General features: G+C 65.7%; 13 protein-coding genes. 7 read left to right on the top strand and 6 right to left on the bottom strand.

Annotated elements, in window-relative coordinates; all coding sequences use genetic code 11:
- Positions 1-4 precede the first annotated feature (4 nt).
- From AB0323_RS05880 to AB0323_RS05865, 4 genes are all read left to right on the top strand, one after another.
- The gene (locus AB0323_RS05880; protein ID WP_366176487.1) at positions 5-1,336 is read left to right on the top strand and encodes a site-2 protease family protein; all 1,332 of its coding nucleotides are present in this window, start codon (positions 5-7) and stop codon (positions 1,334-1,336) included.
- A 92-nt stretch (positions 1,337-1,428) separates the two neighbouring features.
- A complete protein-coding gene (locus tag AB0323_RS05875) occupies positions 1,429-1,722 on the top strand; it encodes a YciI family protein (protein WP_364531823.1) in 294 nt (97 codons plus the stop codon).
- Between the two features lie 66 nt (positions 1,723-1,788).
- Positions 1,789-2,955: a flavodoxin-dependent (E)-4-hydroxy-3-methylbut-2-enyl-diphosphate synthase gene (gene ispG, locus AB0323_RS05870; protein WP_078105708.1), complete on the top strand. Its 1,167-nt coding sequence runs from the start codon at positions 1,789-1,791 to the stop codon at positions 2,953-2,955.
- Positions 2,918-3,805, top strand: coding sequence for a GNAT family N-acetyltransferase (locus AB0323_RS05865; RefSeq protein ID WP_366176576.1), 888 nt, complete (start codon positions 2,918-2,920; stop codon positions 3,803-3,805). Before ispG ends, AB0323_RS05865 begins: the two co-directional genes overlap by 38 nt.
- A 61-nt stretch (positions 3,806-3,866) precedes the next feature.
- On the opposite strand, the gene AB0323_RS05860 is transcribed toward AB0323_RS05865, so the two are convergent.
- Genes AB0323_RS05860 through AB0323_RS05850 form a run of 3 tightly spaced genes read right to left on the bottom strand, consistent with a single transcriptional unit; the run spans position 3,867 to position 5,997 of the window.
- Positions 3,867-4,484, bottom strand: coding sequence for a TetR family transcriptional regulator (locus AB0323_RS05860; protein WP_366176486.1), 618 nt, complete (start codon positions 4,482-4,484; stop codon positions 3,867-3,869).
- Entirely contained in the window at positions 4,481-5,224 is a 744-nt protein-coding gene (locus AB0323_RS05855; protein WP_366176575.1) for an ABC transporter permease, read from the bottom strand. Before AB0323_RS05855 ends, AB0323_RS05860 begins: the two co-directional genes overlap by 4 nt.
- Positions 5,225-5,232: 8 nt before the next feature.
- Complete coding sequence (locus AB0323_RS05850) at positions 5,233-5,997, bottom strand: ABC transporter ATP-binding protein (protein ID WP_366176574.1); 765 nt, start codon at positions 5,995-5,997, stop codon at positions 5,233-5,235.
- 614 nt (positions 5,998-6,611) lie between these two features.
- On the opposite strand from AB0323_RS05850, the gene AB0323_RS05845 reads away from it, so the two are divergent.
- From AB0323_RS05845 to AB0323_RS05835, 3 genes are read left to right on the top strand one after another with little or no spacing between them, the layout of a single operon-like run.
- Positions 6,612-8,423 carry a proline--tRNA ligase gene (locus AB0323_RS05845; RefSeq protein ID WP_366176485.1) on the top strand — a complete coding sequence of 604 codons (1,812 nt, stop codon included), beginning with the start codon at positions 6,612-6,614 and terminating at the stop codon, positions 8,421-8,423.
- On the top strand, positions 8,420-9,217 hold the full coding sequence (locus AB0323_RS05840) for a TSUP family transporter (protein ID WP_366176484.1): 798 nt from the start codon (positions 8,420-8,422) through the stop codon (positions 9,215-9,217). Before AB0323_RS05845 ends, AB0323_RS05840 begins: the two co-directional genes overlap by 4 nt.
- 56 nt (positions 9,218-9,273) lie before the next feature.
- The gene (locus AB0323_RS05835) at positions 9,274-10,659 is read left to right on the top strand and encodes a pyridoxal-dependent decarboxylase (RefSeq protein WP_366176483.1); all 1,386 of its coding nucleotides are present in this window, start codon (positions 9,274-9,276) and stop codon (positions 10,657-10,659) included.
- 31 nt (positions 10,660-10,690) lie between these two features.
- Here AB0323_RS05835 and AB0323_RS05830 read toward each other — a convergent pair whose 3' ends face one another.
- From AB0323_RS05830 to AB0323_RS05820, 3 genes are read right to left on the bottom strand one after another with little or no spacing between them, the layout of a single operon-like run.
- The gene (locus AB0323_RS05830) at positions 10,691-11,737 is read right to left on the bottom strand and encodes an aminoglycoside phosphotransferase family protein (RefSeq protein ID WP_366176482.1); all 1,047 of its coding nucleotides are present in this window, start codon (positions 11,735-11,737) and stop codon (positions 10,691-10,693) included.
- A 35-nt stretch (positions 11,738-11,772) separates the two neighbouring features.
- A complete protein-coding gene (locus AB0323_RS05825) occupies positions 11,773-12,501 on the bottom strand; it encodes a VIT family protein (protein WP_364531801.1) in 729 nt (242 codons plus the stop codon).
- A gap of 51 nt (positions 12,502-12,552) precedes the next feature.
- On the bottom strand, positions 12,553-13,596 hold the full coding sequence (locus AB0323_RS05820; RefSeq protein WP_366176481.1) for a DUF4439 domain-containing protein: 1,044 nt from the start codon (positions 13,594-13,596) through the stop codon (positions 12,553-12,555).
- Between the last annotated feature and the right edge of the window lie 51 nt (positions 13,597-13,647).

Genomic DNA, 13,647 nt, shown 5'->3' with positions numbered 1-13,647 from the left:
AGGCATGAATCCCGTCATTCTGTTCATTCTCGGAGTCGTCTTCGTCGCGATCGGCGTGGCCGTCTCCATTGCGCTGCACGAGGTGGGGCACTTGCTTCCCGCCAAGCTGTTCAAAGTGCGCGTCACGAAATACATGATCGGGTTCGGCCCTACCCTTTGGTCCACCCGGAAAGGCGAGACCGAGTACGGCGTCAAGGCCATCCCGCTGGGCGGCTACGTCGCCATGATCGGCATGTACCCGCCCAACAAGGAAGACGGCAGCGTCAGGCCGTCCAGCACCGGCATGTTCCAGACCCTGGCCACCGAGGCCCGGTCCGCTGCGCACGAGGAAGTTGGCCCGGGCGATGAGAACAGGGTCTTCTACAGGCTGCCGGTCTGGAAGAAGGTCATCATCATGCTGGGTGGACCGGCCATGAACCTGCTCATCGGCCTGGTGTTGACCGCGGTGCTGCTCATGGGTTTCGGCGTGTCCACGGCCACCACCACCATTGCCGAGGTGTCCAAGTGCCAGGTCAAGGCCGGCGAGACCGTCGATCCGAACTCGCCGAACTGCAAACTGACCCCGGCCGCAGTGGCCAAGCTCCAGCCCAACGACGTCGTCACCAGCTTTGACGGCAAGCCCGTGACGAGCTGGGCCGAAATGAGCGGCTGGATCCGGGCGTCCGCCGGCAAGGCCGTCCAGATCACCGTGGACCGCGGTGGCAAGAGCGTCACCACGCAAGTAACTCCCGTGCTCTCTGCGCGCCCCGTCATCGGCGCCAACGGCCTGCAGGCCAAGGGAGCGGACGGCAAGCCGTTGTACGAGGAAGTCGGGTTCCTCGGCATAGGTGCGCAGACCGCCATGGTGCCCCAACCGGCGTCGACCGTTCTTCCGATGGCCGGTGAGAACATCAAGCAGATCGCAGGAGTCATCCTCAACCTCCCCGCCAGGGTAGTCGGCGTGGCGCAAGCGGCTTTCGGCTCCGAACCGCGCGATCCCAACGGGCCCATCAGCGTGGTGGGCGTCGGCCGGGTGGCCGGTGAAGTGGCTGCCATGGATCAGGTTCCGCTGCAATCGCGCCTCAGCGCCCTCGTGGGGCTCCTCGCCGGACTGAATTTCGCCCTCGCCGTGTTCAACCTGGTTCCGCTCTTGCCGCTCGACGGCGGACACGTGGCGGGCGCGCTCTACGAGGGAGCCCGGCGTCGGATCGCCAAGCTGTTCGGCAAGCCGGATCCAGGCGCCTTCGACATCGCCAAGCTCCTGCCGCTCACTTACGTTGTGGCGAGTGTCCTGATGGCCATGAGCGCCTTGCTGATCTACGCGGACATCGTCAAGCCCGTCAACCTCTTCGGCTGATCCGGGTGATTCGGCTGATCCGGGTGCGCAGGAACTCCCGGTGGACGCCCCGGATTGGGCCGGGCCCTGAATTGGGGGGATAGGCTATCCATATGACTGTTTTCGCTGTTGAGTACGTGTACGACGCCGAGTCCGCCGAGGTGCGCGATGCGAACCGCCCTGCCCACCGCGCCTGGCTCGCCAGCCTCGCCGAGCAGGGAACCCTGCTGGCGAGCGGCCCTTACACCGACGGCGCGGGTGCGCTGCTGTTGCTCAAGGCCGCTGACGAGTCCGAGCTGAACGCGACGCTGAAGGAGGATCCGTTCGCCGCCGTCCAGGGGATTGCGGGCATCCGGACGTCGGAATGGAACCCCATTATCGGAATGCTCTCCGCCCACGCTTCCTAGCAGCGTGACCGGCCGGGGTCCTGACCCCGGCCCTACGATCCACCCATTTCAACCCAAGGAGTCCACGTGACCTCGGTCAGCCTGGGAATGCCGTCAGCCCCGCCCCCCGTTCTCGCGCCCCGCCGCAAGACCCGCCAGATCAAGGTGGGTTCGGTCGGCGTCGGCTCCGATTCACCCATCAGCGTGCAATCGATGACCACCACGCCCACCACGGACATCAACGCCACCCTGCAGCAGATCGCGGAGCTGACGGCGTCCGGCTGCGACATCGTGCGTGTCGCTTGCCCTTCAGCGGACGACGCCGAGGCGCTGCCGATCATCGCCCGTAAGTCCCAGATTCCCGTCATCGCAGACATCCACTTCCAGCCGAAGTACGTCTTCGCCGCGATCGAGGCCGGTTGCGCCGCGGTGCGCGTCAATCCGGGCAACATCCGCAAGTTCGACGACCAGGTGAAGGAAATCGCCAAGGCTGCCAAGGACCACGGCACCTCCATCAGGATCGGCGTCAACGCAGGATCCCTGGAGCCCGGCATCCTGAAGAAGTACGGCAAGGCCACGCCGGAAGCGCTCGTCGAGTCGGCCGTGTGGGAAGCTTCGCTGTTCGAGGAACACGGCTTCCACGATTTCAAGATCTCCGTCAAGCACAACGACCCGGTCATCATGGTTGCCGCCTACGAAATGCTTGCAGAAAAGGGCGACTGGCCCCTGCACCTTGGGGTAACCGAGGCCGGACCCGCCTTCCAGGGCACCATCAAGTCCGCAACGGCCTTCGGCGCGCTGCTGTCCCGGGGCATCGGTGACACCATCCGCGTGTCCCTCTCCGCGCCGCCCGTTGAGGAAATCAAGGTCGGCAACCAGATCCTGCAGTCCCTCAACCTGCGCCCCCGCAAGCTCGAAATCGTCTCCTGCCCTTCATGCGGACGCGCCCAGGTGGACGTCTATACGCTCGCCGAGCAGGTCACGGCCGGGCTTGAAGGAATGGAGATCCCGTTGCGCGTCGCCGTCATGGGTTGCGTCGTGAACGGCCCGGGCGAGGCACGTGAAGCCGATCTCGGCGTGGCCTCCGGAAACGGCAAGGGGCAGATCTTCGTGAAGGGCGAAGTCATTAAGACTGTCCCCGAGAGCCAGATTGTTGAGACACTGATCGAAGAGGCCATGCGTATCGCCGAAGAGATGGGGGAGGCCGATGGCGAAGATGCTGTCAAGGGTAGCCCCGTGGTTAGCGTCTCGTAACGAGACTGGCGCCGATGGGATTTCCGTCCGGGTGCTCGGCGCTGCCGACACCCGGGCCCTTCGCGTGCTCGCGATGGAAGACCCGGTAGCGAACGTCTTCATTCTGGCCCACCTCGATTCGTCGGGGAGCGCCGCACCCACTTCCGGGGGCGCGAGCGTCTTTGGAGTGTTCGACGGCGACGCCCTGGTAGGTGCCTGCTGGGCCGGCGCCAACCTGGTTCCGGTGCAATTGGACCCCGTACTGGCTTCCCGCGTTGCGGCGGTTGCACACCGGGCCGGACGGCGCTACGCCTCGATCTTCGGGCCTGCGGAGACCGTGCTGGCGCTCCATTCCCGTTTGGAGCAATTGGGGCATTTCGCCCACGAGGTACGGGCCGACCAGCCGCTTCTGGCGATCTCGGGGCCACCGGCCGTCGAAGCCAATCCGCAGCTCGGCTTCGGAAACATCGCGGATTTCGACCGGATCCTGCCCGCTTGTGCAGCCATGTTCGAAGAGGAAGTGGGTTATTCGCCCTTTCTCGGGAGCGAGGACTTCTACAGCCGCAGGGTGGCCGGACTAATCCGGCAAGGCCATTCCTTGGTGCACATCGACGCAGGCGGGACCGTGAAGTTCAAAGCCGAACTCGGGGCGGTGACGGCGCAGGCCACCCAGGTGCAGGGCGTTTGGATGAACCCGGAGTTCCGCGGCCAGGGACTCAGCGCCGGGTACATGGCGGGAGTGGTTGTCCTCGCCCAGCAGTTCGCGCCGATCACGAGCCTGTACGTCAACGAATACAACACCAGGGCGCGCGCCACCTACGAGCGGGTCGGCTTCCAACGCCTCGGAACCTTCGCTACCGTTCTGTACTGAGTAGCCCAACTGACTCGCATTTGTTGTCGTTTTGACGCCTCACAACGACAACTACTGCGAGCTAGTTGGGCGGAGTGAGCTCGCCCGTGAGGTAGTGCTGGACGTTCGGTGCGACGAGCCGCACCACCTCATCCTGGGAGGCCGAAGCCAAGGGCTCGAGCCGGACCACGTAGCGCATCAGCATGAGCCCCACCATCTGCGTCGCAACAAGGTTAGCGCGCATTTTCGCTTCCTCAGGGGAGCCCGGAAGCCCTGCCGTGATCCTGGAGAGTATGGTCCTCGCCACCATCTCGCGCAACAGGGCGGTCTTGGCCTTGGAACCGATCGTTCCCCTGACGAACGCGACAAGCCCGTGTTGCGCCGGGCTTTCCCACAGACGCACGACGGCGCGGACGATCGCCTCAGAGCGTTGCGACGGATCCAACGATTCGACGCCGGCAAGGACCTCGTTGGGATCCGCCGGGAGTTCGATGCTCTGGGCGAAGAGTTCGTCCTTGCCCTTGAAGAAGTGGTGGACCATGGCCGGGTCCACTTCGGCTTCGCGCGCCACTTGCCGCAGGCTCGTGCCGTCGAAACCGTGCTCGGCGAAGAGCCGGCGCGCTGTGGCCAGGATCAGTTCGCGGGAGTCGCTCCCGCCGCTGCGGCGTCCCCGCCGCAGGGGAGGCAAGGCCCCGCTCATGAGGTCCGCCGTCGGAGGGTGAACGAGGCAAGGACCAATACTCCCACTACGATCGCCGCCATGACCCCGGCATCCTGCCACATGGCCTGCGTCGCCTCGGTGTTGTCGGCGATCTGTTGGAGCGCGTCGACCGAAAACGTCAGCGGCAGCACATTGGAAATGCTCTCCAGGAGGCTGTTCATGTGGTCCCGGGCCACGAAGAGTCCGCACAACAGGATCTGCGGAATGACCACTACCGGCATGAACTGCACCGCTTGGAATTCGGTCCGCGCGAAGGCTGAGCACAAGAGGCCGAGCGCGACACCCAGCACTGCGTTGATGACGGCGATCATCACGACGTAACCCGGGCCACCCTTGATATCCAGATTGAAGATCCAGTAGGCCACGGCCGTGGCTACAAGCGATTGCAGGGCCGCCATGATCGAGAACGCCAACGCGTAGCCGAAGAGGAGATCCGCTTTGTGGATGGGCGTTGTCAGGAGCCGTTCCAGCGTCCCTGAAGTCCGTTCGCGCAACATCGTGATCGACGTGACCAGGAACATCACCACAAACGGGAAAATGGCCAGCATCATGAGTCCCACTCGGTCAAAGGTGCGCGGGAATCCGGGAGGCAGGGTTTCGTTCTCGAACAGATAGTAGACGCCCGTGAGCAGCAGGGCGGGAACCACCATGATGAGCGCGACGCTGCGGTGGTCGTGCCGCAGTTGTTCCAAAACCCGCCTGGTGGTCGCAAACATCATCCTTGGGTTCATGACGCCACCTGGCTTTCATTGGCACCCCTGCGGTTCGAAGTAACGTTCGTTTCCTGGATGACGTGCAGGAAGGCCTGTTCCAGATCGTTGCTGTGTCCCCGCTCGCTGAGTTCCGCCGGACTGAGCTGCGCCAGCAGCAGGCCATCGCGGAGCAGGAGCAACGAGGAACAATGCGAGGCCTCTTCCATGACGTGGCTGGACACCAGCAAGGTGGTGCCCGATACGGCCATCGCGGCGAACCGTTCCCACAGCTCGGCGCGCAGTACCGGATCCAAGCCAACCGTCGGTTCGTCGAGGACCAGCAGCTTCGGATGCGAGACGAGCGCGCAGGCCAGCGAAACCCGGCTGAATTCACCGCCGGAAAGGTCTGCAGTCTTCCGCCGCGCCAGTGATTCGAGCCCGACGGCGGCAATCGCCTCCGCGGTGTCGGCCGCCGAGACGCCGTGCATGGCTCCAAAATACCTGACGTTCGCCTCGACACTGAGGTCCGTGTAGACGCTCGGTGCCTGGGTGACGTATCCGACGTCGTGGCGCAATGACGGCGTGCCCGCCGGACGGCCCAATACTTCCACGCTGCCGGCCGTAAGGCGCTGGACTCCTACGATGCAGCGCATGAGGGTCGTCTTGCCGCTCCCGGAGGGTCCAAGCAAGCCCGTGATGCGCCCGGGCTCCACGGCGAAGTCCAAGCCGCGCAGGATCTTCTTGTGGCCGCGCGTGACGTGCAGGCCCTCCGCTGTGACCGCCGGGGGCGCAGGGGACATGCCTGGTGCGGGACTTCCCGCTGGGCTGTGGGACATCGCGGCCTCCGATTTATTCATCAGGTGATGAATAAAAGGTAAGTCCGATATGCAGGCCCGTCAACTGTGGGCTTCGGGGACGGATCTGTCCCCTTCGTTCTGCAACGCGGGGTCACTTACGGCCCATGTCGGACCTCCGGATGGGCGCTAAGTGACCCCGCGTTGTTCGTGGCCCATGCACCAACAAAATTTGATAAGTCCAAACCCTTGAAAAAAGTGTCCACCATCACATAAATTCAGAACCAGCCGTGTCGCTGGGGCGCGGGCGGTTTCAGAGAGGAAACACAAACCAAATGGCTGTAAGCGTTGATCCTTCGAAGGCATTCGAGAGGTCTGACTAAGCCTCCAGGACAGCGCCCGCGGCCGACCGGCCGCTGAGCCACGCCATGGCAGGATGACCAGCCGCCCAGCGGCCAGGGGCTTCTTCGCACCATGGCGTGGCTCATCTTCGTTTGGTGATGTGACTGCTTTGGGGAGGAACGCGGGGGACGGGCCCCGGCAGGTTCCCCGGCCACAAGCCGGTAGATTGGTACACAGTAGTTTTTGCCAGCTCTTGCCATAGAAACGGATTCTGACCCGTGGTCCTTCGCCTCTCCCAGCTGTTCCTGCGCACCCTGCGTGAAGATCCCGTCGACGCCGAAGTCGCAAGCCACCGACTCCTGGTCCGTGCGGGCTATATCCGCCGTGCAGCACCGGGCATCTACACGTGGCTGCCTTTGGGATTGAGCGTCCTGCGCAAGGTAGAGCAGATCATCCGCGAGGAAATGGCCGCCATCGGCGCCCAGGAAGTCCATTTCCCGGCGCTGCTGCCCCGGGAACCCTACGAGGCCACCAACCGCTGGACCGAATACGGCGAGGGGCTGTTCCGCCTCCAGGACCGCAAGGGTGCCGACTACCTTCTCGCCCCCACGCACGAGGAAATGTTCACCCTCCTGGTCAAGGACCTGTACTCCTCGTACAAGGACCTTCCCGTAAGCCTCTACCAGATCCAGAACAAGTACCGCGACGAAGCACGCCCCCGGGCAGGCCTCCTCCGCGGCCGCGAATTCATCATGAAGGATTCCTACTCGTTCGACGTCGACGACGCCGGCCTGGACGCGAGCTACGCGGCCCACCGCGCCGCGTACCTGAAGATCTTCGAGCGCCTTGGCCTTGAGGTCATCCCCGTAGCGGCCACGGCAGGCGCCATGGGCGGATCCAAGAGCGAGGAATTCCTGCACCCCACCGAGATCGGCGAGGACACCTTCGTGCGCTCGCCAGGCGGCTACGCGGCCAACGTCGAAGCCGTGACCACCGTGGTCCCGGCCGAGATCGACTTCAGCAACGCCCCTCCCGCACGCGTCCTGGACACCCCGGACACGCCCACCATCGAAACACTCGTGGCGGCTGCCAACCAGCTCGCTCCCCGCAGCGATTCCGACGGCGGCGCCTGGACTGCCGCCGACACCCTCAAGAATGTGGTCCTCGCCGTCACGCTGCCCACCGGCGAGCGCCAGATCGTGGTCATCGGCGTTCCCGGTGACCGCGCGGTGGACCTCAAGCGCGTCGAAGCCAACATCGGTGCCTTCCTGCCCATTGCCGGGGAGATCGGGCTGGAAGCGGCCAACGAGGAAGACCTCAAGAAGATCCCGGAACTCGTCAAGGGCTACATCGGCCCCGGCCTGGACCTTGGCGAAGCCGTTCTCGGGCTCGAAGGCACGTCCAAGTTGCTCTTCCTTGTTGACCCCCGGGTTGTTTCGGGCACCAGCTGGGTCACCGGAGCGAACGAAGACGGCAAGCACGTCTTCGGTCTCGTGGCCGGACGCGATTTCGCCTGGGATGGCGTCATTGAATGCACCGAGGTCCGCGCGGGAGACGAATCCCCGGACGGGTCCGGTCCCCTGGAGACTGCCCGCGGCATCGAAATGGGCCACATCTTCCAGCTCGGCCGCAAGTACGCCGAGGCCCTCGACCTGAAGGTCCTTGACCAGAACGGCAAGCAGGTCGTGGTCACCATGGGCTCGTACGGCGTCGGCGTGACCCGCGCCGTGGCCGCCCTGGCCGAGGCCAACAACGACGAGCGCGGCTTGATCTGGCCGCGCTCCGTGGCCCCCGCGGACGTCCACGTGGTCGCCGTCGGACGTGGCGAGGAAATCTTCGCGGCAGCCGAGAAGCTTTCCGCTGAACTCGAGGCCGCCGGCCTCGACGTGATTTACGACGACCGCCCCAAGGTTTCCCCGGGCGTGAAGTTCGGTGACGCCGAGCTCGTGGGCGTCCCCACCATCGTGGCGGTCGGCCGAGGCTTGGTAGACGGCGTTGTGGAGATCAAGGACCGTCGCACCGGTGAGGCCGAAAACGTTGCGGTCGAGAAGGCTGCCGACTTCGTGGTCAACGCCGTACGACAGAAGTGATCTCCGGCTTCGAGTCGGTCCAGCTCACCACGCTCATCATGATCGTGGTGGCTGGATTCGTTGCCGGCTGGATAGACGCTGTGGTGGGCGGCGGGGGACTGATCCAGCTCCCCGCCTTGCTCCTGGTTCCGGGGATCACCCCGGTCCAGGCGCTGGCCACCAACAAAATGGGCTCCATCTTCGGGACAACCACCAGTGCCGCCACCTACTACCGCCGGGTCGGCCCTGACCTCAGGACGGCCGTGCCCATGGCCGTGATTGCCCTCGCGGGCAGTTTCGGCGGAGCCGTGCTGGCCGCCAACCTCCCCGCGAGCGTTTTCAAACCCATCATCGTAGTGGCGCTCATCGCCGTCGCGCTCTTCACCGCGCTGCGGCCCAATGCGGGCGAGCTGACCGCCTTGCGCCACGACGGCCACACGCACTATGTGGTGGCCTGCGCCATCGGTGCGGTGATCGGGTTCTACGACGGCCTGATAGGTCCCGGAACCGGCTCGTTCCTGGTGATCGCCCTCGTCTCCGCCATGGGCTATGCCTTCCTTGAGGCCAGCGCCAAGGCCAAGATCGTCAACATGGCCACGAACGCCGGGGCCCTGTTGTTCTTCCTGCCGCACGGATCACTGCTGTGGGGCGTGGGCGCTGTGCTCGGCCTGTCCAACATGGCCGGCGGCTACCTGGGCGCACGGACAGCCGTGAAACAGGGCAGCGGCTTTGTACGGATCGTGTTCCTGATCGTGGTTGCCGCGTTGATCATCAAACTCGGCCTGGACGTCTGGAACGACTACTTCGCCAAGTAGTGTTCCGATTCCCCCCAGCGATGGCCGGAGGGATCCCGCGGGCGTAGCATGCACTCATGTGGGTCGATTCCGGCGACTATGAGCAGGCACTCGAACGGGCTTGGGAACACACCCGCGAGTGGTTGAGGGCCTTGCCTGGGCGGCCGGTACGGCCGAGTACTGCGGCCGATGACATCACGGCGGTCTTCGGCGGACCCCTCCCGGCCACCGGACTGGACCCGGCCGCGGTCATTGATTTCCTCGCCGAACACGCCGAGCCCGGGCTGATGGCCATGCAATCGGGGCGTTTCTTCGGCTGGGTCATCGGCGGTACGGTGCCGGCAGGCATGGCCGCGGACTGGATGGTTTCCGCGTGGGACCAGAACTCGGGCCTGCGCTTCGCCACACCGGCAACTGCCGGGATCGAAGAGGCTGCCGGTCGATGGCTCCTTGAGCTTCTCGGCCTGCCTGCCGGCTCCGACGTCGGATTCGCGACCGGCGCCAGCATGGCCAACTTCACGGCCCTCGCGGCGGCCCGATGGCGCCAGCTGGAAAGCGTCGGCTGGGATGTCAACGCCGGGGGACTCCAAGGCGCCCCGGAACTGCGTGTCCTCGTCGGAGCCGAGCGGCACGAGAGCCTTGACATGGCACTGCGTTTCCTGGGGTTCGGGGCACCCGAAGTTGTGGAGGCGGACAAACAAGGCAGGATCGATCCAGCCGCGCTGCGGGCCGTGTTGGAAGCCGGCTCCGGTCCGGCAATCGTGTGTCTTCAGGCCGGGAACCTGCATTCCGGAGCTTTCGATCCGTTCCTCGAGGCGATTCCGGCTGCGAAGGATCACGGCGCGTGGGTCCACGTTGACGGGGCCTTCGGCTTATGGGCAGCGGCCGTGCCGGGACTGCGGCATCTGGTCGAAGGCGTCGAGTTGGCCGATTCGTGGGGAACCGATGCCCACAAGACCCTTAACGTTCCATACGACGCCGGAATCGTGGTGGTACGCGACGTTGCCGCCCTGCGGTCCGCCATCGGCATGCACGCCGAATACTTGATGCAGGATGACCACGGCCCCGGCGACCCCATGGAAAAGGTGCCGGAGTTGTCCCGCCGTGCCAGGGGAGTGCCGGTGTGGGCGGCCTTGCGTTCCTTGGGTGGCGACGGCGTGCGGCAGCTCGTCGCAGGACGTGCGGAGTGTGCCGCGGAATTGGCCAGGCGGCTTGCCGGAGTGCCCGGCGTCGAGGTCCTCAACGACGTGGTGTTCACGCAGTTGTCCCTGGCCTTCGGTTCAGACGAGAGGACCCGCGCCGTGACGGACTTCATCATGGCCGACGGGAGGGTCTGGATGTCCGGTTCGCGCTGGCAGGGCAGGGACATCCTGCGTGTTTCGGTGACCAACTGGTCAACGGATTCGGCCGACCTGGACATCGCGGTTCAGGCCGTCAAAGACGCTCTGGAGGCCACCGGCTAAGCCGGCGCCTGGACGACCCGGCGCCCCGGAGCTAAGTCGAGGCGGCCAGTCCCGGTTCGGGTAGATCGTGCGCGGCGGGCAGCCCGTCCAGGGGCCGTCCTGCGAGGGTGCTGGCAACCCACAAGGAGCGTGCCAGATCTCCCTCATGCCGTGGTTTTCCGGCATACCCCTGGGCGTTTTCGACCTCGCGGACCAGGCTCCATTCCCGGGCGGCTTCGCCGTCCAGGCCGGCAGCGCTGCTGAAATCCGCGCAGCGCTCCAGGAGAGCAACTTCCGGAGCGGTCGTGGAGAGATCGCGGATACGGTTCCACAGGATCGGGGCGACGGCGAATTCTGCTTCACCGATCATCGGTTGCGGATCGATCGCTACGTATCCGCGTTGTCCGCTGGCCCGGGCGCCGTTGCGAGGGCCACGGAGGGCGCCATTGAGGTGGGGGAGGATATTCATGAAATGCAGGTCGCAATGCACCAGGACATCCCTGCCCGCCCGGCGCCCGACAGCGCCCCGCGTTTGGCATACCTCCAACGCGGCTTCGAGGAGCCAGCGGGGGAAAGGGCGGCCAAGTCGCTCCCAGTCGGCAGGCAGTTCATCGCTCCAGCGCTCGGCACGGGCCGCTATGTGCTCGAACTCCTTCCATTCCGGCCGATCGTCCGGCTCGATGCTGAGTTCCCTCATGAGCGATCCCCAGACGTCGCGGGCGTCGTCCATCGGGGCGCTCTGCAGCCAGCTGACGGCGTCGAGCCGCTCCAGGAGCATCGCGCAGGAGGCAGCATCGGCGTCGAGCAGCTTGACGGCCCCGGTACCGGCCCACAGGTCCAGCGCATGCCGTTCGACGAGGGCCTCCTCGTGCGGGAACGCAATCTTGAGTACCGCACGGGCGCCCTTGTGGAGGACCGGAATGACGATCCCGCCGTGGCCGTTCCATGGTTCCGCGCCAGGTTCCAGGTCCACGGACAGCTGCCAGCGTTCCAAGCTGGCGTCGATCAGCCCGGGCAGCCCTGAGAGCCACGCCCGCCCCTCCGCTGTGCGGGAGTAGCGTGCCTGGAGGTCGCCAGGGATGGAAACGAAGGTAGTCATCACTGTCAGCCTACCCAAGCCGGTCCGGGAGCGGTTCAGACCACTCCGGAGGAGCCCAGGAGGCTTCCGATGAAGAACGTCGCGGCAAGCGCAAGGGCTCCGCCGATGACGACGCGCAGGGCGGCCCGGGTCTTCGAGCTGCCGCCGATCCATGCTCCTATCGCTCCGGTGATTGCCAGCGCGAGCAGCACGGAAATGAAGGTCAGCGGTACACGCAGCCCCGGGGGCGGGAGCAGGATCGCGAGCATGGGCAGCACCGCGCCGAGGGTGAAGGCAATGGCGGAGGCGAAGGCCGCATGCCACGGGCTGACGATGTCGTCCTCGTCGATGTTCAATTCGGCGGAAAGGTGTGCGGCCAGGGCGTCGTGCTCGGTCAACTCCGCGGCCACCTTCCGCGCGGTTTCAGGCCGCAGGCCCTTGGCCTCGTAGATCGCAGTCAATTCGGCCAGCTCTTCTTCGGGTTCCTCGGCAAGCTCCCGGCGTTCCTTCTCGATGAGCGCCTTCTGGCTATCGCTTTGGCTGCTGACGGATACGTACTCGCCGAGTGCCATGGACACCGCGCCGCCCACGAGTCCGGCTGCTCCGGCAGCGAGGATGGCGCCGGTGTTCGTCGTGGCGCCGGCGACGCCGACCACGATGGCGGCAACGGAGACGATTCCGTCATTGGCGCCAAGGACCCCGGCCCGGAGCCAGTTGAGCCTGTGGGCGAGGTCGTTGGCGTGTGGTTCGTTCTCGTGCAGGGCTGCAGTTTCGATGGAAGCCATGGTACAAGCCAAGCACTTGGAAACTGCTGCCGCCAGCAAAGAAAGGCTTTCCTATGGAGCCGGGGTGGCGGTCGGCAGCGGGGGCAGCGCCGTGTTGTCGATCGAAAGTCCGGCGAAGGGGCCAACCGGAGTTCCCCAGGCCTGGCTGCGTTTTGCGGTGTCGACAAGCCCGTCAATCGCCCATTGGCGCGTCCCGCCCTCCGATAACGCCACGAGATCGGCGTAGGCGGTGAGCGAGCTGGCCTCCATGCTTCCCAGTGCCAGTCCGGGTTTGGCGGCGAAAGTGGCAGGCAGGCGATAGCCGGCCTCCAGCGGAGGCGTGGCGATGCAGTGCAGCCGGCCTTGGGCCTCCGCTCCCCGGAGCAGCTCCTGATGGCGCGCCAACCAGGCGGCCGCCGTCACCGATGCCTTCGCGTCCAGCTTGGTCAGGGCCACTTGGTAGGCGTAGATCGCCTCTTGTTCGGAGCTGACGACGGCGGCAAGGGCTGCGGGCAGATCGGCCTTGGTGGGCGCCGTTCCGGGTGCCGGTGCCGTCGACGTGCCCGCAGGGGCAGGGCAGCCCGGAGGTGGTGTCGGGGCCGTACCCGTCTCAGCCGGAGTCGCCGGTAGCGGCAAGCCCCAGGCCGCGGCCAGCCGCGATGACTCAAGCAGTTGGGCGGTCCCGACGGCGGCAAGCAGCCGGGCCATGCCGCCGTCGGCGTTCGCGGCGTCCGCCAAGCGACGGGAAGCGCTCGAGGCGAGCGCGGAGACAAAGCCGGCCCGCGTTGGGCGGTCCCGGGTGGCGCCGGGACCCGGGGAAGCCGCAGGGGTATTCGACGCCGAAGGGCTGGAAGGTTGCAGCAGCGCCCGTGCCTGGCTTGTCAGCAACATCACAGTGTCCGTGCTCTCCAGGAGGGATGCGCTGGCGAGGAGTGTCTCGGTCGAGGAGAGCGCTTCAAAACGCGCAGTTTCGGAAAAGGGCACCGCCTGGGGCCTTACGGCGTCCCGCGGGACAAGCACGGCGCCGACGCCGAGGACGAGTACTGCGAGGAAAGCCAGCAGGAGGGCCTTCATCCAGCCATGGCTCCGTGGTTTCTCAACAGTCTCGTGGTTCACAACAGACTATGGTGTCACGCTCACGGACAAGTTGCGTCCCTGCGGAGGGGG

The organism is Arthrobacter sp. NPDC080031 (assembly GCF_040702485.1).
In the GTDB taxonomy this organism is placed as follows: domain Bacteria; phylum Actinomycetota; class Actinomycetes; order Actinomycetales; family Micrococcaceae; genus Arthrobacter.
Note: the sequence above shows the minus strand (reverse complement) of the source record. Positions and strands in the feature narration are given on the sequence as shown.